This is a genomic window from Mesorhizobium sp. WSM3873, from assembly GCF_001672445.1.
Classification (GTDB): domain Bacteria; phylum Pseudomonadota; class Alphaproteobacteria; order Rhizobiales; family Rhizobiaceae; genus Mesorhizobium.
This window is the reverse complement of the sequence record NZ_LYTM01000003.1, coordinates 167,880-188,622: the sequence shown is the minus strand read 5'-3', so window position 1 is coordinate 188,622 and position 20,743 is coordinate 167,880. Positions and strand designations below refer to the sequence as shown.

The window sequence follows — 20,743 nt, the reverse complement described above, 5'->3', positions numbered from 1 at the left end:
GCGGACCGATCCGTCGGAAGGCAATGGCTGGCGGAACCCTGGAAATGCTGGCTCCGGGCGGTGGAACGTCGCCCTCACATAGCGATATGAAGCCTAGTCGGCAAGCGGATGATGATCGTTGACCAGCCGCACCAGCCGCTCCTCCAGCACATGAGTGTAGATCTGCGTGGTGGAGATATCGGCGTGGCCAAGCAGTTGCTGCACGGCCCTGAGATCCGCACCGTTCTGCAGGAGATGGCTCGCGAAGGCGTGGCGCAGGACATGCGGCGAGATCTTGGTCGCGGCGATGCCGGCTCGCGCCGCCAAGCCTTTGAGATCGCGTGCGAAAACCTGCCGGGAGAGATGACCGCTGTCGGAAGAGGCTGGGAACAGGAACGGGCTGTCGGCATAGGCCGGCACCCCCGCCCTGGCGGCAAGCCACGCCCGCATCGCGGCGCGCGCCTTGGCCGACAGCGGCACCATGCGCTCCTTGTCGCCCTTGCCGCGCACCATGAAGAAACGGTCGTCGCGCAGCGCCACCGTCACCGGCAGACCGACAAGCTCGGAAACGCGCAGGCCCGTGGCATAGAGCACCTCGACCAGCGCGTGCAGGCGCAGCGCCGCCAACCGGTCGCCGTCGGGCGCGGCCCCGCCCGCCTCCTCGGCCGCGCGGTCGACCAGGCGGCCCGTCTCAGCCTCGGTCATGGTCTTCGGCAGCGGCCGGCCCTTCTTCGGGCTGTCCAGCGTGCCGGTCGGGTCGTCGCCGCGCAGGCCCTCGGCATAGAGGAATTTGAAGAATTGGCGGATCGCCGACAATTTGCGCGCCTGCGAGGTCGGCGCAAAGCCACGCGCCGCGATGTCGTCGAGATAGGCGCGGATGTCGGCAGCTGCCGCTCCGGCCAGCCCGCCACCGATAGCTTCGGAGGCGTCTTCGAGGTCGCGGCGGTAGGAGGAAAGCGTGTTCTCGGCCGCACCCCGCTCGGCGTTCATCATCTCCAGAAAGGCTTCGATGCGGGCCGTGCTGTTCATTTGGCCGGGTCAGTTCTTCTTCGGATTGAGCTTTTCCGCGGGAATGCGCACGCTCATTTCGGCCTTTTTCGGCTCCACGAACATCGCCAGCGCGAACATCGCGCCATAAGCGACGCCTGCAAGAACCGCCAGCGTCACGACAAAGCGAAACAATGTCGGCATTCAGTCTTCGCCCGTCTTCTTGTTCTGCGATTCCAAACCCTGTGCCCTTATGGGACGCCATTCCGGCCAATTCAAGGACGAAGGGCTGGGGCAGAAGATTTGTCGAGGAAGCTTCTCGACGGAAGAGGGGCGATCTGGCCTGCCTGCGGTGGCCTGCTTGACGCAAACAGGCTTTTGATGTCGATACGGCGCAAAGAGGGTTCCGCATGAACGCGCTGCCAGCAAATCCGCCGGACGAAGGCCGTGTCGCGCTGCTCGAGCGGCTCGGCAGCCGCTCGATCGTCTTCGTCGGCCTGATGGGCGCCGGCAAGACCGCAATCGGCCGCAAGGTGGCGACCATGCTTTCGCTGCCCTTCATCGACAGCGACCAGGAGATCGAGAGCGTCTCGCGCATGACCGTGCCGGAGCTGTTCGAGCGTTATGGCGAACCCGAGTTCCGGGCACTGGAGCAGCGGGTCATCTTGCGTCTGCTCGAAAACGGCCCGCAGGTGCTTTCGACCGGCGGCGGCGCCTTCATGAATGCGCAGACGCGCGAGGCGATCGAGGCGCATGGCGTCTCGGTCTGGCTGAAGGCCGATCTCGATCTCCTGATGGAGCGGGTTTCGAAAAAGCAGAACCGGCCGCTGTTGAAGAATCCGGATCCGCGCGGCGTGCTGGAGAAGCTGATGAGCGAGCGCTACCCGGTCTATGCCACCGCCGACCTCACGGTTTCGACCCGCGACGACCGTAAGGAAGTCATCGCCAGCGAGGTGGTATGCGCGCTTTGCGCTTACCTCGGGATCGCGCCAATCGCCACCAGCGACGACGAGGTGGAGCCGTGAGCCATACCGAACCGGTGAAGGTCGAGGTCGGGCTCGGCGACCGTGCCTATGACATACTTATCGGGCCCGGCCTGCTTTCCGGCTCAGGAACCGAAATCGCAGGCCGCCTTCCCGGCACGCGCGCGACCATCGTTACCGACGAGAACGTCGCCGCAGCGCATCTCGAAACGCTGCAGGCCGGCCTTGAAAAAGGCGGCATCGAGGCCGCCGTCATCACCCTGCCGGCCGGCGAAAAGACCAAGAGCTTTACCCACCTCGAGGAGGTCGTCGACGGCGTGCTCGCCGCCAAGCTCGAACGGCGCGATGTCGTCGTGGCACTTGGCGGGGGCGTCATCGGCGATCTTGCCGGCTTCGCCGCCGGCATCGTGCGGCGCGGGATGAACTTCGTGCAGGTGCCGACATCGCTGCTGGCGCAGGTCGATTCATCCGTCGGCGGCAAGACCGGCATCAACAGCGCGCGCGGCAAGAACCTGGTCGGGGTCTTCAACCAGCCAAAACTGGTGCTTGCCGATACCGGCGTGCTCGACACTTTGCCGATCCGCGAATTCCGCGCCGGCTATGCCGAGCTCGCCAAATACGGGCTGATCGACCGTCCCGGCTTCTTCGCTTGGCTGGAGGAGAATTGGCAAAAGGTGTTCGCCGGCGGCCCGGAGCGGACCGAAGCCATCGCCGAGGCTTGCCGCGCCAAGGCCGATGTGGTCGCCCGCGACGAGTTCGAGACCGGCGACCGGGCGCTGCTCAATCTCGGCCACACATTCGGGCATGCTCTCGAAGCCGCCACGAATTATGACGGTGCCCGTCTCGTCCATGGCGAGGGGGTCGCGATCGGCATGGCGCTGGCGCACCGCTTCTCCGCGCGCCTCAATCTGGCGAGCCCGGACGACGCGGAGCGCGTCGAGGCGCACCTTCGCGCCGTCGGCCTGCCCTGGCGGATGGCCGACATAGCGGGCCAACTGCCGGATGCCGAGACGCTGCTTGGCTTCATCACCCAGGACAAGAAGGTGTCGCGCGGCGCGCTTACCTTCATCCTGACGCGTGGCGTCGGCCAGGCCTTTATCGCCAAGGACGTGCCGCCCTCCGAAGTGCTGTCCTTCCTCAAGGCGAGCCATCCCGGATGATCGACTTCGGCTGGATCGCCGCAGCCGTCCTTGCCGCCGTGATCGTGCTGGCGTTTCTCTTGCGCACGCGGCTCTTCGCGGCGCTCGGCTACAGTCTGCGGCCGATCGAACCGACGGAGCCCGAGCAGGATGAGCCGGACGAGAACGGCGACGAGACCCGCCGCAACGGGCAGGCGCGCGAGGATCGCAACCGGCTGGGCGCGCTTTTCGAACTCGAGGAGCTCGAGGTTTCGGACGTGATGGTCCACCGCACCAACATGCGCTCGGTCAACGCCGACGATCCGCCGGAAATGGTGGTGCGCGAGATTCTGCAGAGCCCGCATACCCGCATGCCGCTCTGGAAAGGCTCGCTCGACAACATCGTCGGCGTGCTGCATGCCAAGGATCTGCTGCGGGCGCTCAACGAGGTCGGCAACGACTTTTCCAAGATCGACGTGACAAAGATCGCGTCGAAGCCATGGTTCGTGCCCGACACCACCACCTTGCAGGATCAGCTCAACGCCTTCCTGCGGCGCAAGGCGCATTTCGCCATCGTCGTCGACGAGTATGGCGAGATGGAAGGGCTGGTGACGCTGGAAGACATCATCGAGGAGATCGTCGGCGAGATCGCGGACGAGCACGATGTCGACATGCAAGGCGTCAAGCAGGAGGCCGACGGCTCGGTCGTCGTCGACGGCACGGTGGCGATTCGCGACCTCAATCGGGCGCTCGACTGGGATCTGCCGGACGAGGAGGCGACGACGATCGCCGGCCTGGTCATCCACGAGACGCAGACGATCCCAGACGAGAAGCAGGCCTTCACCTTCCACGGCAAGCGTTTCGTGGTGATGAAGCGCGACAAGAACCGCATAGCAAGGTTGAGGATCCGGCCCGCCGGCGAAGGTTAGGGTGTGCCGATCTTCAGGTGAGACCGGCCTGCAAAGGGCGGCTTCCTGCGTCTCCGGTGCTCAAAGTTCCTTGGTCGAGCGCTCGCTGAGCACGGCGCCGGTTTCGGCATCCATTGCCGCCAGGCTGACGTCATAACCCCAAAGGCTCCGGATGTGGCGCAAGGTCGCGTCGCGGCTTTCGTCCTCTAGCTGGATGCCGTCCTTGACCTTGTGCTGCAGCCGCAAATGCCGGTCTCCCAGAAGATCCACGTCGACCACCTGGATGTCGGGCCGGCTCGCCCCCACATCGTAGCTTCGGGCAAGCGCGGACCGTATCTTGCTGTAGCCGCGCTCATTGTGGATCGACGCGACCTCGTAATGCGGTTCGTCGGCGCCGTCGGCCAGCACGAAAAGCCGCCATTTCCGGATCAAAGCGGGGCTCAGATACTGGCGGATGAAGGATTCGTCACGGTGGTTGGCCCATGCATCCAGCAAGGTGTCGCGCCAGTCGCCACGGCCGGCGATGTCCGGAAACCAGTCGCGGTCCTCTGCGGTTGGCTCGGTCGAGATGCGCTGGATGTCCTGCATCATGCCGAGGCCCAGCGCATAGGGATTGATCCCGGAATAACGCGGATCGTCATAGGCCGGCTGGAAAACCACGTTCGAATGGTTTCGCAATATCTCGAGCATGGCGCCTTCGCTAATGCGGCCGCGATCGAAAAGCATGTTCATCAACGTGTAGTGCACAAAGGTGGCGCAGCCTTCGTTCATCACCTGGGTTTGCCGCTGCGGGTAAAAATATTGCGCAATCACACGCACGATCCTGATGATCTCGCGCTGCCAGGGCTCAAGCACCAGGCTGTTCTTCTCGAGGAAGTAGAGCAGGTTTTCCTCGGGCAGATTGAGCGACTTCTTCCGCTCGGCCAAGCTTTCGTCCCCTGCTTCCGGCTTGTTCTTGTCCTGCGCGGTCGGCAGCGTGCGCCACAGATCATTGTAGGAACGCTCCTCATATTCGAGGCGCTCGCGAAGGCCTTCGCGCTGCTGTTCCGACGACAGCTTCGGCGGCCGATGGTAGCGGAACACGCCTTGCTCCATCAGCGCGTGGGCGGCATCGAGCACCGCCTCGACGGCCTGCAGTCCATGCCGTTCCTCGCATCGGGCGATGTAGCCCTTGGCGAAGTCCAGATAGCTCAGGATGCCTCCGGCGTCCGTCCATTGCCGGAAGAGATGATTGTTTTTGAAGAAATGGTTGTGGCCAAGCGCGGCGTGGGCGGTCACCAGGGCCTGCAAGGCCATGGTGTTTTCTTCCATGAGGTAGACGATGCAAGGGTTGGAGTTGATGACCAGTTCATAGGCCAAACCGCGCGCGCCCTTGCGGTAGAGAAGCTCGTTGTAAAGGAAATGCTTGCCGAACGACCAATGCCGATACATCAGCGGCATGCCGACCGAGGAATAAGCGTCGAGCATCTGCTCGGAGGAAATGACCTCCATCTGCACCGGATAGATGTCGAGGTGAAGCTCTTCGACCCCGATCGCCTCGATCTCGTCGTAGACCCGAGACAGTTTCGCAAAATCCCAGTCCGACCCGGAAAATAACAGTTCGGATTTGCGCGCCTGATTGACCATCGGCCTATGTCCCATCCGCCCGCGTTCTCACGCACTCTTGCGCAGACTAGGCTGCCTTGCGAAGAGCTCGCGAAAGACCGGATAGATATCGGCGGGAGCCGCGATGCGCCTCATCTGAAAATTCGGCCACTTTCCGTCGACCGCGTTGTAGGCGCGCCAGAGCGACGTTCCGTTCTCGGTGGAGCCGAAAATGTGGCTTTCGCGTTCGTCGATGATTTCCACATAGGCGAAATACTGGCAGAGGCGCATGAGCTTGCGGTCGAGGAGTTCTATGCAGCGCTCGGAATCGGTGGCGAAGTTGTCGCCGTCGGAAGCCTGAGCGGCATAGATATTCCATTCCGCGACCGGATAGCGCTGCTCTATGATGCGGTGCATTTCCTCAAGCGCCGTCGAGACGACGGTACCGCCGCTCTCGGTGTGGTAGAAGAAGGTGTGCTCATCCACCTCCTTGGCCTCATGGGTGTGGCGGATGAAAACGATGTCCGTCCTTTCGTAGCGCCGCGTCAGGAACAGATGCAGCAGCACGAAAAACCGTTTGGCCAGATCCTTCTCGCGCTCTCCCATGGATCCCGACACGTCCATCAGGCAAAACATGACGGCGCTGGCATTCGGCACCGGCTGGGGGTCGAAGCGGTTGAACCGAATGTCGACCGGATCGACATAGGCGATCCGCCTGCGCCGGCGTTCAAGCCGATCAACTTCCTCGCGCAGAGCAGCGATGCGTTCGCGCGTTGCCTCGGTTGGCGGCTTCGCTTCCAACTCGGCGATCTGCGTTGAGATGGCGTCCAGCTCCGCCTGCTTGGGACGCCTGAGCGCGATGCGGCGGCCGTGGCTGTTTCGCATGGTGCGTCCGACATTGACGTTGGTCGGCGCCCCGCTTGCCGTGAAGCCCGCCCGTCTTGGCTTGAAGCTCAGTATCTGCTTGAGATTGAGCTTGACCAGATCGGGCAGTTCGAGATCTTCGAAGAAGAGGTCGAGCACTTCCTCGCGCGACAGCACGAAGCGAAAGTCATCCTCGGATTGCTTGGTTCCCGGCGCCGAAGAGCCAGTGCCGCCGCCGCCAGGCTTGGGTATCAGATCACCGGGACTGAACGATTTGTTGCCGGGCAGTATGTGCTGGCGCTGCCCGCTGTCCCTGGCGTCGCTGAAGGTCGGTTCGCTGGTGCCTTTGCGGGGCATCGGCACGGCATGCTCGCGGTCGACCTCGGCGATGCGGCCTGTCCGGACATGGTCGCGGATGCTGCGCTTGAGCTCTTCCCGAGCGCGCTTGAGGAAGCGCTGGCGATTGCTCAGGCTCTTGTCCTTCGGATTCAGGCGGCGGTCGATGAAGATCGGCATGCGAACCCTTCGGGCTTTGCTCAGCCAGCCTTGTTCACGCGCATGTACCAGTCGACCAGCCGGCGCACCTGCCGCTGAGTGTAGCCGCGCTCCACCATCCGCTGCACGAATTCGTTGTGCCGCTTCTCGGTGACGCTGTCCTGCTTGGAGCCGAAGCTGATCACCGGCAACAAATCCTCGACCTGACCGAACATGCGCTTCTCGATCACTTCGCGAAGCTTTTCATAGCTCGTCCAGGACGGATTGCGGCCATGGTTGCGCGCCCGGGCGCGCAAGGTGAACTTGACCACCTCGTTGCGAAAATCCTTGGGATTGGCGATGCCGGCCGGCTTTTCAACCTGCGACAACTCCTTGTCCAGGACCTCGCGATTGAGGATCTGGCCGGTATCGGGATCCTTGTAGTCCTGATCCTCGATCCAGGCATCGGCATAGGCGATGTAGCGGTCGAAAAGGTTCTGGCCGTACTCGCTGTACGATTCCAGGTAAGCCTTCTGGATCTCGTGGCCGATGAACTCGGCGTAGCGCGCTGCAAGTTCCGATTTGATGAACTCGAGGTACGCGGCTTCGGTTTCCTTCGGGAATTGCTCGCGTTTGATCGCCTCCTCGAGGATGTACATCAAGTGCACGGGATCGGCTGCGACCTCCTTGGTGTCGTAGTTGAAAGTCTGCGACAGAATCTTGAAGGCGAAGCGCGTGCTGACCCCGGTCATGCCTTCGTCGACGCCGGCGGCATCGCGATATTCCTGGACCGACTTCGCCTTCGGGTCGATCTCCTTGAGGTTCTCGCCGTCATAGGCGCGCATCTTGGTGTAGAGCGGCGAGTTCTCGTGCTCGGCAAGCCGGGTCGAGACGGTGAAACGGCTGAGGATGTCCAGCACTTCTGGCGCGCAGGGACTGTTCGCCAGATCGCTCTCGCGCAGAAGTTTCTCGTAAATCTGCCTCTCTTCGGTGATGCGAAGGCAATACGGAACCTTGACCACAAGGATGCGGTCGAGGAAGGCCTCATTGTTCTTGTTGTTCTTGAATTGCTGCCATTCCGATTCGTTGGAATGGGCAACGACGATGCCCTGATAGGGGAAGGAGCCGAAATTCTCGGTGCCGTTGTAGCTGCCTTCCTGGGTTGCCGTCAGCAACGGGTGCAGGACCTTGATGGGCGCCTTGAACATCTCGACGAACTCGAGCAGGCCCTGCGTCGTCCGGTTCAAGCCGCCGCTGTAGGAATAGGCATCCGGATCGGATTGGCTGAAATGTTCCAACTGCCTGATGTCGACCTTGCCGACCAGGGCCGAGACGTCCTGGTTGTTCTCGTCGCCGGGCTCGGTCTTGGCGATGGCGATCTGACGCAGACGCGACGGCGACAGCTTGACCACGCTGAATTTGGAAATGTCGCCGGACAGTTCGTCGAGTCGTTTGGCCGCCCAAGGCGAGATGAGCCCATTCAGGCGGCGGCGGGCTATCCCGTATTTGTCTTCCAGCAGATCGCCCATCCGATCGGGATGGAAAAGGCCAAGCGGCGATTCGAAAATCGGGCTGATCTGGTTGCCGACCTTCAGCGTGTAGATCGGGCGCTGTTCCATGAGCTTCTTCAGCCGTTCGGCAAGCGAGGACTTGCCGCCGCCGACCGGCCCGAGCAGGTACAGGATCTGCTTGCGCTCCTCGAGGCCCTGCGAGGCATAACGGAAATATCCGGCGATGCGCTCGATCGTATCCTCCATTCCGTAGAAATCGGAGAAGGAGGGGTACACCTTGATGGTCCGGTTCGAGAAGATGCGCCCGAGCCGCTCATCCTTGCTGGTGTCGACCAGATTGGGCTCGCCGATGGCCTCGACCATTCGTTCGGGCGCCGAGGCATACATGGATTTGTCTTCGCGGCAGCCAAGCAGATACTGCTGGAGGCTCATCTCTTCCTGGGCCGCGTTGGAATATATCTCCGAAAACAGATCGAAGACGTCGGATTGGTTCTCTCGCATGATATTCTGCCCTCAGAGCCGCTCTGGTTGCCAGTCGGCCAGTCGGCTCGTCTCGTATTCAACTGCCGGAAAGCATTGTGGTTCCCTCATATGAGAGAGAGCGCCTGCAATCGGGCATTGACGACTCACAGCACCCGATGCGGACGGAATGCTCACCCATGATGATTAGGTGGTGATGGCCGGGAGAGCTTCAAGGAAAATCTTAGGTTTTCCACTCACATGTCGTGGTCGGGAACGTAGAGGCAGAAGGAATGCTGAGAATTCGCGTCGCCTCCGGGCTTACACTCGTGAAAGAACTCGTCACGCGAACGCCTGATCCGACGATCGGAGTAGGGAATGAGCTCTCCGGTGGAGAGCTGGTACCCATATTTCGTTTCCTTCACGTCGGCCGCGGGTGCTTGGTAGCAGTCCATTCCCGAGCAGCATGAGCTGTCATACTGCCAGCCCTTGGGCGCCTGATGCGCAGCCGCCGGAGCCGAAAGGAGTACCGCCAGTGCAATTGCCGGAAACAGGCGCAGAGGTTCCGAACGGCTTGAGCGCCCATTGGGCGGCGCGGCTGGAGGTCGATACGTCTTCCTCATTGGTGGTCACCGTTCGGAAGCGCCGGCCGAGGGCATCGGTTCGCCGGTCCGACTAGCAATCCGCCCAGCATGGACGAGGCAAGGGCCGGGCCTGCATCAAACCACCAGATCAGGCAAATGTTCCATGGTGCCCCCCGGGGCGGCGGCGCGCGCCGGCCCATGCAGCCGCGGCCCACGATCTCGCGGCCCGGCTACGGGCCGGGGAACCAAAGTCGCCCTATTCGACGGCGGCGCCCATGGCATATGGCGATCAACCACCGCTTCGGGAAGAACGGCGATGCGCTGACTGCCGCCGTCATGGCTGTCCTGAAGGCGACGGTCGCCTGAACGCGCCGGCAGTCCAGAAACTGGATCACCTCAAAGTCGTTGACCGGACATTGCGGCATGAAGACTTGTCGGCTCAATTATCCGGGGGCAATCGGACGAGAGGGAACGCGATGAATGGCGCCGATGTGCTTTGCGATGTGCTGCTGGCGAACGGCGTGAATGTCTGCTTCGCCAATCCCGGTACCTCGGAAATGCACTTCGTCGCCGCGCTCGACCGCAAGCCGGAGATGCGCTGCGTGCTCGGTCTTGCCGAGGGCGTGGTGACGGGTGCCGCCGACGGCTACGCCAGGATGACCGACCGGCCGGCTGCGACGCTGCTCCACACCGGCCCCGGATTGGCCAATGGCCTGGCCAACATCCACAATGCCCGGCGCGCCCGCGTGCCGATGATCAACATCGTCGGCGACCATGCCTCTTATCACCTGCCGCTCGACGCGCCGCTCACCAGCGACATTGAAGGTCTCGCCGCGCCGATGTCGAACTGGGTCCGCCGCATCGCCGGTCCGGCCGACATCGCGCCGGCCGCGCAGGCGGCCTTTCGCGCTTCGCTGACGCCTCCCGGCATCGCTACGCTGATCCTGCCGGCGGACGCGGCGTGGGGAGAGGCCAGTCCGCTCCTGGCGGCCAAGGTGGAGCTTGCGGCGCCGCCTCCGGTCGACGCAGCTATCGTGCGCAAGATTGCCGGGGCCATTCGCGCCGCGCCCGGTCGCGTCGGCATGATCCTGCGTGGGCAGGCCGCGCGTGAGGATGCCTTGGAAATCGCCGGACAGATATCGGCGGTTTCGGATGTCCGGCTGTTCAGCGACGTTCTGATCGCCCGGATGCAGCGCGGCCGGGGCCGCGTTGCGCCTACCCGCGTTCCATATCCGATCGACGCCGCGCGCACCCTCCTTGCCGACATCGATCTCCTGATCCTCGTCGGAGCCAAGGAACCGGTGGCGTTCTTTGCCTATCCCGGAAAGCCGGGCCGGCTTGTGAGCGAAGGCTGTGAAGTGATGTCGTTGGCCGAGCATGGCGAGAATTTGAAGGCGGCACTCGCTGCGCTTCGCGACGAACTGGGCATCAAACCGTCGCAGCCGGTGCCCGTCGCCACGGCCTTTCCCAATGAGCCGGCCCCGCGCGGCAAGCTGACGGACGACGCGGTTGCACTTTCGGTAGCCCGGAAGCTGCCGGAGAATGCGATCGTCTGCGACGAGGCCGTCACCTCGGCGCGGCGCTATTTTGCGCTCTCGGCCTTTGCCGCCCCGCACGATTACATGATGGGCACAGGCGGATCGATCGGCGGCGGCATTCCAATGGCGACTGGCGCGGCCATCGCCTGTCCTGGCCGCAAGGTGCTGAATCTGGAGGCGGACGGCAGCGGCATGTACACGGTGCAGGGATTATGGACCCAGTCGCGGGAAAAGCTCGACGTGGTGACGATCGTCTTTTCCAACCGGAGCTACGCCATCCTGCACGGCGAGATGCGCAATGTCGGGGTGAACGCGATCGGCGAGAATGCCAGGCGAATGCTCGACCTTGATCAGCCGGCTCTGGACTGGGTTTCGCTGGCAGCCGGCATGGGGGTGGAAGCAGCCCGCGCTGACACATGCGAGCGCTTCGACGCGCTGCTCGTCAGCGCGCTGTCGCGTCCGGGCCCGTTCCTCATCGAAGCGGTGATCTGAGCGGCCCCCGGCCCGCCGCGCTTACCAGCGTGTCTTCTCACCAGGTGCTGCAGGCTCGATCGCCAGCGCGTGCACGCCGGCCTTCAATTCGTCGGCAAGGAGGCGATTGACGGCGCGGTGGCGCTCGATGCGGTTCATGCCGGCAAAATCCTGCGAGACGATACGGACGCGGAAATGGGTCTCGCCCGTGCCGTCGAAAACGGCCTCGTGGCCGTGCTCGACGTGGTGATGGCCGGCGTGAAGATGGCTTTCGTTGATGACGGTGAGCCTTTCCGGCGAAAATGCCGCCTTCAGCTTGTTTTCCATCGTCGACTGTATGGACATCGGGGCTTCCCTTCACCACATCTGCGGTACCGCCGCAAAATCTGTGCTTTCGACCGCTTTAGGCCGCGATTCAGCGGTTAGGGCGATCATCGGCGAAATGTCAATTCTTGTTTCGCGGTAGCGAACAGCCCATAAATGGGTAAGGATGAAACCGTATCCCAAATATTTCGAGAAAATTCGCATCCGGCCGGAAAAGGACGCGGAGCTGAAGTCGCGCGCGCCGATCTGCCAGTGGGACGGTTGCAGCGAGGCCGGTACGCATCGCGCGCCGGTCGGGCGCCTGAAGGAGGGCGAGTATTTCCGCTTCTGCTTTGAGCATGTGCGCGAATACAACAAGAGCTTCAACTACTTCTCGGGCGTGTCGGACAGCGAGATCGCCCGCTTCCAGAAAGAGGCGCTGACCGGACACCGGCCGACCTGGCGCATGGGCGCCAATGGCGGCGGCATGCGTTCGGCACCAGACTTCGCGCAGCAGCGCTCCGGGCGTGCAGGCTACTACAACCGCATGCGCGATCCCTTCAATCTGTTCGGCGGCGGAACGCGCGAAGTGCGCGAGCGCAAGGCAAAGCCGCTTGAGGCCAAGGCGCTGGAAACGCTTGGCCTTGATACAAAGGCGACTGGCAAGGATATCAAGGCGCGCTATAAGGAACTCGTAAAGCGCCACCATCCGGATGCGAATGGCGGCGACAGAGGTTCGGAAGACCGGTTCCGCGATGTGCTGCAGGCCTATCGCGTGCTCAAGCAAGCAGGATTGTGCTGAGCGACCCTACGGTCCATGTCGTTTTCCAACTTTCATAAGGTTGGAAAAGGCTCTAAGACCGCCCCCGAACAAAATCGATTGCCGGCGAAACGCGGCGTTTCGCCCGTGGAGACGTTGATAGAGATGAACAAGGTCGATCGCGACATCGCCAACCTGCCCGATACGACGGTGCCGGTGAAGGAGAAATTCGGCTTCGACTCCAAGATGGTGGTTCCGGCCTATTCGGCGGCGACCGAGCACGTGCCCGACATCGACCCCGACTATCTGTTCGACAAGGCAACGACTTTGGCGATCCTCGCCGGCTTCGCCTACAACCGCCGCGTCATGGTGTCGGGCTATCACGGCACCGGCAAGTCCACCCATATCGAGCAGGTCGCCGCGCGCCTCAACTGGCCCTGCGTGCGCGTCAATCTCGACAGCCATGTCAGCCGCATCGATCTCGTCGGCAAGGACGCCATAGTCGTCAAGGAAGGCCTGCAGGTCACGGAATTTCGCGACGGCATCCTGCCCTGGGCCTATCAGCACAACGTCGCACTCTGCTTCGACGAGTACGATGCCGGACGCCCGGACGTGATGTTCGTCATCCAGCGCGTGCTGGAATCGTCGGGCCGGCTGACGCTGCTCGACCAGAGCCGCGTCATACGCCCGCATCCGGCTTTCCGGCTGTTCGCCACCGCCAACACGGTGGGTCTCGGCGACACCACCGGCCTCTATCACGGCACGCAGCAGATCAATCAGGCGCAGATGGACCGCTGGTCGATCGTCACCACGCTCAACTACCTGCCGCACGACAACGAGGTGTCGATCGTGCTGGCCAAGGCCAAGCACTATCGCGACAGCAAGGGCAAAGAGATCGTCAATAAGATGGTGCGCGTCGCCGACATGACGCGCTCGGCCTTCATCAATGGCGACCTGTCGACGGTGATGAGCCCGCGCACGGTCATCACCTGGGCCGAGAACGCCGAGATCTTCGGCGATATCGGCATGGCGTTCCGGCTCACCTTCCTCAACAAATGCGACGAGCTGGAGCGTTCGGTGGTCGCCGAATTCTACCAGCGCGCCTTCGGCGAGGATCTGCCGGAGAGCGCCGCCAACGTGGTGCTGGGGTAAGGCGCGTGCCGGAAGGCTTGGCCTTTCGGACCACAACGCGCAGGGAATGATCGATGGCGGGTCCGGGCGACAACACGCGCAACAAGCCGAAGAACGGGTCTGAAGCGGACAGCTTCAAGCGCGCCGTCACCGTCTGCATGCGCGCCGTCGCCGGCGACAAGGATCTCGAGGTCGGCTTCGCCAAGGATCGGCCGGCGCTGGCCGGCAACCGCGCCAGGCTGCCCGAGCTGCCGAAGAAGGCTTCCCGCACCGACATCGCGATCACCCGCGGCATCGGCGATTCCATGGCGCTGAAGCGCGCCTGCCACGATCAGCGCATCCACAGCAAGCTGGCGCCGGAAGGCAAGCTCGCGCGGGCTATTTTCGATGCCGTCGAGCAGGCCCGCGTCGAGGCGATCGGCAGCCGCGCCATGCAGGGTGTGGCCGACAATATCGGCTCGATGCTCGAGGACAAATACGCCAGGGCAAACCTGGTCGACGTCAGGGACAAGGCCGACGCTCCGCTCGAGGAGGCGCTTGCCCTGATGGTGCGCGAAAAGCTTACCGGCCGCACCGTGCCGAAGAGCGGCGAGCGACTGGTCGATCTGTGGCGGCCCTGGGTCGAGGAAAAGGCCAGCAGCGACCTCGACGGCCTGTCGTCCAGGCTCGATGACCAGCAAGCCTTCGCCCGCATCGTGCGCGACATGCTCGTCTCCATGGAGATGGCCGAGGAACTCGGCGACGACCAGGAGACGGAAGACTCCGAGGACAACGAGGAAAACGAGCAGCAGGGCGAGGAGCAGAGCGAGGAAGGCGGCGAGGACGATTCCGGCTCCGAACAGTCGCAGTCCGAGGACGCCGAGGCTTCCGCCGACGAGGAAGAGTCGGCCGAAACCGAGGCGACCGACGCCACATCGGACGATCTTTCCGACGAGGATGATTCCGACGCCGAGACGCCGGGCGAGGCGCGCCGCAACGAAAATCCCTTCCTCAACCTGCCGAAGGACATCGACTACAAGGTCTTCACCACCGCCTTCGACGAGACGGTCGGGGCCGAGGACCTTTGCGAGGAAGAGGAGCTCGACCGGCTGCGCGCCTTCCTCGACAAGCAGCTCGCCAATCTCTCCGGCGTCGTCGGCCGCCTGGCAAACCGGCTGCAGCGGCGGCTGATGGCGCAGCAGAACCGCTCCTGGGATTTCGATCTGGAGGAGGGCTATCTCGATCCATCCAGGCTGGTGCGCGTCGTTATCGATCCGATGCAGCCGTTGTCCTTCAAGCAGGAGCGCGACACCAAGTTCCGCGACACGGTGGTGTCGCTGGTGCTCGACAATTCGGGCTCGATGCGCGGGCGGCCGATCACGGTTGCCGCGACTTGCGCCGACATCCTGGCGCGCACTCTGGAGCGCTGCGGGGTTTCGGTGGAAATCCTCGGCTTCACCACACGTGCGTGGAAAGGCGGGCAGGCGCGCGAGAAGTGGCTGAAGGACGGCAAGCCGTCGAATCCGGGCCGGCTCAACGATCTGCGCCACATCATCTACAAGTCCGCCGACCATCCGTGGCGGCGCGCGCGCCGCAATCTCGGCCTGATGATGCGCGAGGGCCTGCTCAAGGAAAACATCGACGGTGAGGCGCTGCTTTGGGCGCACAACCGGCTGATCGGCCGGCCGGAACAGCGCAAGATCCTGATGATGATCTCGGACGGCGCGCCGGTCGACGATTCCACGCTCTCGGTCAACCCCGGCAACTATCTGGAGCGCCATTTGCGCGCGGTGATCGATCTCATCGAGACGCGCTCGCCGGTGGAGCTTTTAGCCATCGGCATCGGCCACGATGTCACGCGCTACTATCGCCGCGCCGTCACCATCGTCGATGCCGAAGAGCTGGCCGGCGCCATGACGGAGCAATTGGCATCGCTGTTCGGCGAGGAGAGCGCGCGCGACACGCGGCGCGGTGGCTTGAGGCGCGCCGGATGATCCTTTCGCGGGGCGGATGCCGGCGGACGGCTTTTGTTTGCGCGCTGGTCTGTTCGGCCGCCTCTCCGGTCTTCGCCGAGGGAGGCGCTGCGGTTGAGACGATCGAAGTTTCAGCGCGGCCGATCACCGAGTTCCATATCGGCCGCGACCGGAAACAGTTCGGGTCGCTCGAGTTCGTCGGCGGGCTGGAGATGACCTCGCCGTCGCGCGATTTCGGCGCACTTTCGGCTTTCCGCTTCCTCAAATCAGGCAGCGATTTCATTGGCGTCACCGATACCGGCTTCTGGTTCTTCGGCACCATCACCCACGATGCCGACAAGCGCCCCTCGGGCGTGTCGAATTTCCGCATGCAGCAGATGGTCGACGCCTCGGGCCAGCCGATCGAGAAGAAATGGGAGGTCGACGCCGAAGGCCTCGCGGTCAAGGACGGTATCGCCACCGTCGGTTTCGAGCGCGACCAGCGCGTCGTCCAGTTCAAGGTCGAGCCGGACAATATGAAGGCTCCGTTCAAGACGCTCGACTATCTGGTCCCGGCGCGGGAGCTGCGCCAGAACCGCGGCTTCGAGACGGTCACACACGCCAACCCTTACGGCCAGCACGAGGGTGGCCTGGTCGTGGTGTCGGAAAAGAGCCTCGACAAGGCCGGCAACATCTATGCCGCCATCATCGAGGGACCGAGGAAGGGCGTCTTCACCGTCAAGCGCAACGGCAATTTCGACATCACCGACGGCGCCTTCCTGCCCGATGGCGACCTGCTGCTACTCGAACGCAGCTTCTCGATGGCGCGCGGGGTGAAGATGCGGCTGAGGCGTATCTATGGCGAGAGCATCGAGAAGGGCGCGGTCGCCGACGGTCCGGTGCTGATCGACGCCGATATGGGCTACCAGATCGACAATATGGAAGGGCTCGACGTCTGGACCCGCGACGACGGCGCGCTGATGGTGTCGCTGGTGTCGGACGACAATCAATCGATCCTGCAGCGGAACCTCTACCTGGAATTCATCCTGCACCAGGACTGAGCGGCGCTTGGTTTCGTCCAATTCGGAACGGAAAACCGCTGCGCATTTGTCCCGAAGTTGCCCACCTCAGCGGACTTTATAGATCTCGACCGGCTTGCTCGCCGTCGCGTCGTCCAGTTCCAGCCAATCGGGAACGTCCCGCTTCAGCAGCTTCGCGGCCAGGCCCTTCGGAGCTTGGGCGGCGAGCGAAAGCTCTTCCGAATTGCCGCGGCATATGGCGACCAGCCCGACATGCTCGCGCTCAATGATGGCGCGGGCGGCATCCGGCGTTCCCATGAAGGCGTCGAGCATGGCGAGATTGCCGCCGACATTGCGATGATAGGGGCCGGCCAACGCCCTATGGCCGGTAAACATCAGGATGGGGGAGCCGAGATTGGAGGACGCAAGCACCGCCGTTGCCGGCATGCCGGCTAGGTCGCTGAAGTCCGAGGCCTTGCCGCAGGTCAGCGCATGATCGGCATCGGAATTGATCTTTGCGGGTGCCTTTTGGACCACGGACTGCGCGGCGACGGCGACGCCGGCCCAGGTCGCATTGAGCGATACCAGCCATGCCGCCGCGATGCGGGTGGAGACGCGCCACGACTGCGCGGCGGTTGCCTGCAGGCGAACCCCGGCGATCCAGGTCGAGAGCGGCAGCACCGCGAAGGCAACCGAGAAGGTCGAGCCGCGCACCTGCCATAGGCTGACGGCGAAAGCGACGATCAGCAGCACGGCGGTAAGGGCTTCCTCGCGGCGCAGGCGGCGGCTGCGCAGCTGAAGGCCAATCAACAGGATTGCGATGAAGGGCGTCACATAACGCGCCGCCATCAGCTTCGGCTCGTTGACGGCCACGCTGAGGAAGGGCTGCGCCTCAACGACGTCGTTCAGCCAATAGGTGCGAATGCGCTCATCCATGCCGGCATAGGGCGATGCCAGGCATTGCGGGAAGAACAGGAGCGCAACGGCCGCAATTGCAACGGCCAACGCGGACATTGAGAGGAACCGCCTCTTAGCCGTCGACTGTCCGGGTAGACCCGCAATCGCCGCCAGTCCAAAGCCCGACAGCGCCGCGATGACGAACTGGAAAGCCGAGAAGGCGTCGCACTCGGCCACGCCCCAGGCCGACGGCGGTATGGTGGCAACAAGAACCACCAAGGCTATCGCGGCAAATCCGATGCCGAAGCCGCGCGCGGTCTGGCGCTCCCTTTCATCGAAGATGAAGAGCACGGCGGCGCAGGCGCCAAGTGTGGCCACATAAGGCGCCGTCTCCATGCCGACGGCAAGGGTGAGGCCTGCACACAGGCCGGACAGAAGAGCGGCTGACCGCCGGAAGGGAGCCTCCGTCATAAGCCAGAGACTGGCTGCCGTGAGCAGGAGCTGGACGTTGTGGTGGTCAAGGGTGCCAGGGTGGAAAATGCCGATAAAGAACAGCGCCGCAGTGCACAGCACCAGCGCAGGCATCGCCACGTCCGTACCGGCGAAACGCCGGGAAGCGCGCAGGATGACGAATATAGTGAGCCCATATAGGGAAAGCGGCCAGATGATCTGCGCTGCCTTTTCGGCGGCAGCCGTGCTGGCGCCCAGGGCCTGGAAGGTGAAGATGATCAGCGCGATCGGGGTGTCGACCAGCCGCGACCAGTGCATGACGAAGCCGCCGGTCAGGCCCATCCTGTATTGATGAAGATCGAACCAGCCCTGTCCAGCCAAGAGGTCGCGAACTTCGACCAGCCTCAGCATGCTGTCATTGTCGGCGCCAAGGTCCGCGATCGTTGGGAAGCCGGAGATCGCATTGATCCCCAGCACGAGCAGCGTCGCGCAGAGCGCAAGCAGAAGGTCATGTTTCCAACCGGTGCCCTGGATGGTCATGCTGATGGCAATGTCCTGGATCGTTTTGGCGATCCTGCACCAATGGCCGTAACAAAGCGTAAAGCCGCGAAGGGCCGCTTCAAGGGTCAGGCGATGGCCGGCTGGCTCCAGCGGGCGGCAAGCAGCCGGTAGGGGATCAGTGCCACCACCGCGATGATCAGTTTGACCGAGAGATCGCCAAGCGCCCAGGACACCCAGCGCATGGTTTCGACAGGCATCACGCCCATCAGCGGTGCCGTCTCCAGCGCGAAGCCGTCGTTCGGCCCGACAAAGGCGAAGGCGGCGGAGAAGCCGACGCCGAAGAACACCACCGTATCGAAGACAGAGCCGACCAGCGTGCCGACGATCGGCGCGCGCCACCAGCTTTGCCGGCGCAGACGATTGAACACGGTCACGTCGAGCAGTTGTGCGGCGAGGAAGGCGGCGCCGGACGCGGCCGCGATTCGCACCAGCCGGTCAGCGGCGGTCTCGAACGCGACCAGACCGTGGCGGAACAGGAAGGGCGGAACAAGGATCGAGCAGACGACCGCCGTCATGAAGCCGACGAAGACCACTTTGCGCGCCACCACCGGGCCGTAGCGACGATTGGCAAGATCGGTGACCAGGAAGGAGAAAGGATAGGTGAAGGCGCCCCAGGTGAGCAGGTCGGCCAGCGACAGGCCGCCGATCTGGCCCTGCATCGGGAACTGGACAAGGATATTGGACGCCACGACGACAAGCGCCATGGCGGCCACGAAAGGCAGGTACCGTGAAAGGAAGTTCATTTTTTTATCCTGGGTAATGGAACCAGCCGAGCGTCATGACGGCGCTCAGGTCCGAGCACCAGTTTGGAGCCGGTGCTCGAGGCGGTCGTCCCCCGCCTGAAAAGAGAGCTTTAGGCGGCCGACTGCTCGGCGAGCTTCTTCGCGATCTGCTTCTTCAGCAGGCGAGCGCGCTGCGACAGCTCCTTGGCGTCGGCCTTGGCCAGGAACGCGTCGAGCCCGCCGCGATGCTCGACCGAACGCAGCGCGTTGGCCGAAATGCGCAGGCGAACGTTTTGGTTCAGCACTTCGGAAATCAGCGTCACATTGACCAGGTTCGGCAGGAAGCGACGCTTGGTCTTGTTGTTGGCATGGCTCACATTGTGGCCGGTCTGGACTGCCTTGGCAGTGAGCTCGCAGGTGCGGGACATCTTGTCTAACCTTCAGTTCTAAACCTGCCAAACCATTCTGCCCGCGCCAGGCGGCGCGCGGTCTCGGTCAGGCGGCCTTTGGAAAAAGTTGGCGTTCCATAGTTGCATTTCGCCACTACGTCAAGCTCCGGCACCTACGCGGCGGCCAAGCTCGCTCCATATAAAGGCCGGAATTCGTCGTATAAGCCCTGCGCGAAGGGATTGCCAGGCTGGAACCGTTGCGTTTCCGCCAGTATCAAGGACCTGCTGCCGCCATGCTTCGCCCATCCCACGCCCTTGCCGCGCTGCTCGCCGTCGCTGTGCCTTCAACCGCCTTCGCTGCTGCCTCGCCGCAGTCCTTCAAGGGCGAATACACCGTGTCGTTCCTGGGCCTTTCGGTCGCCAGGGCGACGTTTTCCAGCCGTTACGACGGCGACACCTATGCCATCAATGGCACCGTCTCGGCCGCCGGCATCGCCAAGCTGTTCGACGATACGAAAGGCACGATCTCGTCGAAGGGTACGATTTCGGGCCAGCAGATGCGGCCGCGGGCCTTCCGGGCCGACTATACTTCCGGCAAGAAGGCATCGGTGGTCGACATACGCTTCGCCGATGGCGACGTCTCCTCGACGAAGGTCGTTCCGGAGCCCGGCAAGCGCGATCCCAAGAATTGGGTGCCGGTCGGCTCCGGCGACCTGAAATCGGTGGTCGATCCGATGGCCGCGACCGTCGTCCATGCCGACAGCCTGGACAAGGTCTGCGGGCGGACCGTCAAATTCTACGATGGCGAGATGCGCGCCAACCTGTCGCTGACCTATGCCTCGAAAGGCTCGATCTCGGTGCCGGGCTACAAGGGCGACACCGTGACCTGCAAGATGGGCTTCGAGCCGGTGGCGGGCTATCGCAAGGGCCGCAAGGCGCTGGACTTCCTGAAGAACAAAAGCCGCATGATGGTGACATTTGCACCCGTCGGCCAATCCGGCGTATATGCGCCGATCCGCGCCACGGTCGGGACCCAGATCGGCCCGCTGACCATCAGCGCAAGACGGTTCGAAGCAGCCGAATAGTTAGGCGCCACGGCGCGCCGCCGGGGATGGGGCAT

The 20,743-nt window shown here is 63.3% G+C and carries 18 protein-coding genes; 9 read left to right on the top strand and 9 right to left on the bottom strand.

From position 1 onward, the window contains the following. Positions 1–93: 93 nt before the first annotated feature. Complete coding sequence (locus A9K71_RS03545; RefSeq protein ID WP_066990362.1) at positions 94–1,008, bottom strand: site-specific tyrosine recombinase XerD; 915 nt, start codon at positions 1,006–1,008, stop codon at positions 94–96. A 9-nt stretch (positions 1,009–1,017) separates the two neighbouring features. Further along, complete coding sequence (locus tag A9K71_RS03540) at positions 1,018–1,170, bottom strand: histidine kinase (protein WP_066990358.1); 153 nt, start codon at positions 1,168–1,170, stop codon at positions 1,018–1,020. A gap of 206 nt (positions 1,171–1,376) precedes the next feature. Between A9K71_RS03540 and A9K71_RS03535 the strand changes: the two genes are divergently transcribed. Genes A9K71_RS03535 through A9K71_RS03525 form a run of 3 tightly spaced genes read left to right on the top strand, consistent with a single transcriptional unit; the run spans position 1,377 to position 3,996 of the window. Then, positions 1,377–1,991 (top strand): shikimate kinase, encoded by a 615-nt coding sequence (locus A9K71_RS03535; RefSeq protein ID WP_066990356.1) that lies wholly within the window; start codon positions 1,377–1,379, stop codon positions 1,989–1,991. Then, a complete protein-coding gene (gene aroB, locus A9K71_RS03530; RefSeq protein ID WP_066990353.1) occupies positions 1,988–3,109 on the top strand; it encodes a 3-dehydroquinate synthase in 1,122 nt (373 codons plus the stop codon). The genes A9K71_RS03535 and aroB overlap by 4 nt, the downstream gene beginning before the upstream one ends. Beyond that, positions 3,106–3,996 (top strand): transporter associated domain-containing protein, encoded by an 891-nt coding sequence (locus tag A9K71_RS03525; protein WP_066990350.1) that lies wholly within the window; start codon positions 3,106–3,108, stop codon positions 3,994–3,996. Before aroB ends, A9K71_RS03525 begins: the two co-directional genes overlap by 4 nt. Before the next feature lie 60 nt (positions 3,997–4,056). On the opposite strand, the gene A9K71_RS03520 is transcribed toward A9K71_RS03525, so the two are convergent. Genes A9K71_RS03520 through A9K71_RS03510 form a run of 3 tightly spaced genes read right to left on the bottom strand, consistent with a single transcriptional unit; the run spans position 4,057 to position 8,909 of the window. Then, complete coding sequence (locus tag A9K71_RS03520; RefSeq protein ID WP_066990347.1) at positions 4,057–5,601, bottom strand: SpoVR family protein; 1,545 nt, start codon at positions 5,599–5,601, stop codon at positions 4,057–4,059. Positions 5,602–5,628: 27 nt separating this feature from the next. After that, positions 5,629–6,939: a YeaH/YhbH family protein gene (locus tag A9K71_RS03515; protein WP_066990345.1), complete on the bottom strand. Its 1,311-nt coding sequence runs from the start codon at positions 6,937–6,939 to the stop codon at positions 5,629–5,631. Positions 6,940–6,959: 20 nt separating this feature from the next. Then, a complete protein-coding gene (locus A9K71_RS03510) occupies positions 6,960–8,909 on the bottom strand; it encodes a PrkA family serine protein kinase (protein WP_066990342.1) in 1,950 nt (649 codons plus the stop codon). Between the two features lie 1,018 nt (positions 8,910–9,927). Between A9K71_RS03510 and A9K71_RS03500 the strand changes: the two genes are divergently transcribed. Beyond that, positions 9,928–11,481: an acetolactate synthase large subunit gene (locus A9K71_RS03500; protein ID WP_066990340.1), complete on the top strand. Its 1,554-nt coding sequence runs from the start codon at positions 9,928–9,930 to the stop codon at positions 11,479–11,481. A 21-nt stretch (positions 11,482–11,502) separates the two neighbouring features. Here the strand turns inward: A9K71_RS03500 and A9K71_RS03495 are convergent, their stop codons facing one another. Further along, positions 11,503–11,805, bottom strand: a complete 303-nt coding sequence (locus A9K71_RS03495; protein ID WP_066990338.1) for a BolA family protein — start codon at positions 11,803–11,805, stop codon at positions 11,503–11,505. 145 nt (positions 11,806–11,950) lie between these two features. Between A9K71_RS03495 and A9K71_RS03490 the strand changes: the two genes are divergently transcribed. From A9K71_RS03490 to A9K71_RS03475, 4 genes are all read left to right on the top strand, one after another. Then, positions 11,951–12,565 (top strand): J domain-containing protein, encoded by a 615-nt coding sequence (locus tag A9K71_RS03490; RefSeq protein ID WP_066990335.1) that lies wholly within the window; start codon positions 11,951–11,953, stop codon positions 12,563–12,565. Positions 12,566–12,688: 123 nt separating this feature from the next. Continuing rightward, on the top strand, positions 12,689–13,675 hold the full coding sequence (gene cobS, locus A9K71_RS03485; protein WP_066990333.1) for a cobaltochelatase subunit CobS: 987 nt from the start codon (positions 12,689–12,691) through the stop codon (positions 13,673–13,675). A gap of 53 nt (positions 13,676–13,728) precedes the next feature. After that, positions 13,729–15,627: a cobaltochelatase subunit CobT gene (gene cobT / locus A9K71_RS03480; RefSeq protein WP_066990329.1), complete on the top strand. Its 1,899-nt coding sequence runs from the start codon at positions 13,729–13,731 to the stop codon at positions 15,625–15,627. Continuing rightward, complete coding sequence (locus A9K71_RS03475) at positions 15,624–16,646, top strand: esterase-like activity of phytase family protein (protein ID WP_066990326.1); 1,023 nt, start codon at positions 15,624–15,626, stop codon at positions 16,644–16,646. The genes cobT and A9K71_RS03475 overlap by 4 nt, the downstream gene beginning before the upstream one ends. 66 nt (positions 16,647–16,712) lie before the next feature. On the opposite strand, the gene A9K71_RS03470 is transcribed toward A9K71_RS03475, so the two are convergent. The 3 genes from A9K71_RS03470 to rpmB form a co-directional block, all read right to left on the bottom strand. After that, positions 16,713–18,491, bottom strand: a complete 1,779-nt coding sequence (locus tag A9K71_RS03470; RefSeq protein WP_066990323.1) for a polysaccharide biosynthesis protein GtrA — start codon at positions 18,489–18,491, stop codon at positions 16,713–16,715. A gap of 86 nt (positions 18,492–18,577) precedes the next feature. After that, complete coding sequence (locus A9K71_RS03465) at positions 18,578–19,255, bottom strand: queuosine precursor transporter (RefSeq protein ID WP_066990320.1); 678 nt, start codon at positions 19,253–19,255, stop codon at positions 18,578–18,580. 110 nt (positions 19,256–19,365) lie between these two features. Next, the gene (gene rpmB / locus A9K71_RS03460; protein WP_066990317.1) at positions 19,366–19,662 is read right to left on the bottom strand and encodes a 50S ribosomal protein L28; all 297 of its coding nucleotides are present in this window, start codon (positions 19,660–19,662) and stop codon (positions 19,366–19,368) included. Between the two features lie 254 nt (positions 19,663–19,916). On the opposite strand from rpmB, the gene A9K71_RS03455 reads away from it, so the two are divergent. Further along, entirely contained in the window at positions 19,917–20,708 is a 792-nt protein-coding gene (locus tag A9K71_RS03455; RefSeq protein WP_066990314.1) for a DUF3108 domain-containing protein, read from the top strand. Positions 20,709–20,743 lie beyond the last annotated feature (35 nt).

Excerpts from the sequence above, each read along its gene's own strand:
- A9K71_RS03535 (WP_066990356.1), top strand. The coding sequence starts at position 1,377 with ATGAACGCGCTGCCAGCAAATCCGCCGGACGAAGGCCGTGTCGCGCTG.
- A9K71_RS03540 (WP_066990358.1), bottom strand. The coding sequence starts at position 1,170 with ATGCCGACATTGTTTCGCTTTGTCGTGACGCTGGCGGTTCTTGCAGGC.
- A9K71_RS03475 (WP_066990326.1), top strand. The coding sequence starts at position 15,624 with ATGATCCTTTCGCGGGGCGGATGCCGGCGGACGGCTTTTGTTTGCGCG.
- cobT (WP_066990329.1), top strand. The coding sequence starts at position 13,729 with ATGGCGGGTCCGGGCGACAACACGCGCAACAAGCCGAAGAACGGGTCT.
- A9K71_RS03455 (WP_066990314.1), top strand. The coding sequence starts at position 19,917 with ATGCTTCGCCCATCCCACGCCCTTGCCGCGCTGCTCGCCGTCGCTGTG.
- A9K71_RS03490 (WP_066990335.1), top strand. The coding sequence starts at position 11,951 with ATGAAACCGTATCCCAAATATTTCGAGAAAATTCGCATCCGGCCGGAA.
- A9K71_RS03470 (WP_066990323.1), bottom strand. The coding sequence starts at position 18,491 with ATGACCATCCAGGGCACCGGTTGGAAACATGACCTTCTGCTTGCGCTC.
- cobS (WP_066990333.1), top strand. The coding sequence starts at position 12,689 with ATGAACAAGGTCGATCGCGACATCGCCAACCTGCCCGATACGACGGTG.
- A9K71_RS03495 (WP_066990338.1), bottom strand. The coding sequence starts at position 11,805 with ATGTCCATACAGTCGACGATGGAAAACAAGCTGAAGGCGGCATTTTCG.
- A9K71_RS03465 (WP_066990320.1), bottom strand. The coding sequence starts at position 19,255 with ATGAACTTCCTTTCACGGTACCTGCCTTTCGTGGCCGCCATGGCGCTT.
- rpmB (WP_066990317.1), bottom strand. The coding sequence starts at position 19,662 with ATGTCCCGCACCTGCGAGCTCACTGCCAAGGCAGTCCAGACCGGCCAC.
- A9K71_RS03520 (WP_066990347.1), bottom strand. The coding sequence starts at position 5,601 with ATGGTCAATCAGGCGCGCAAATCCGAACTGTTATTTTCCGGGTCGGAC.
- A9K71_RS03545 (WP_066990362.1), bottom strand. The coding sequence starts at position 1,008 with ATGAACAGCACGGCCCGCATCGAAGCCTTTCTGGAGATGATGAACGCC.
- A9K71_RS03500 (WP_066990340.1), top strand. The coding sequence starts at position 9,928 with ATGAATGGCGCCGATGTGCTTTGCGATGTGCTGCTGGCGAACGGCGTG.
- A9K71_RS03525 (WP_066990350.1), top strand. The coding sequence starts at position 3,106 with ATGATCGACTTCGGCTGGATCGCCGCAGCCGTCCTTGCCGCCGTGATC.
- A9K71_RS03510 (WP_066990342.1), bottom strand. The coding sequence starts at position 8,909 with ATGCGAGAGAACCAATCCGACGTCTTCGATCTGTTTTCGGAGATATAT.
- A9K71_RS03515 (WP_066990345.1), bottom strand. The coding sequence starts at position 6,939 with ATGCCGATCTTCATCGACCGCCGCCTGAATCCGAAGGACAAGAGCCTG.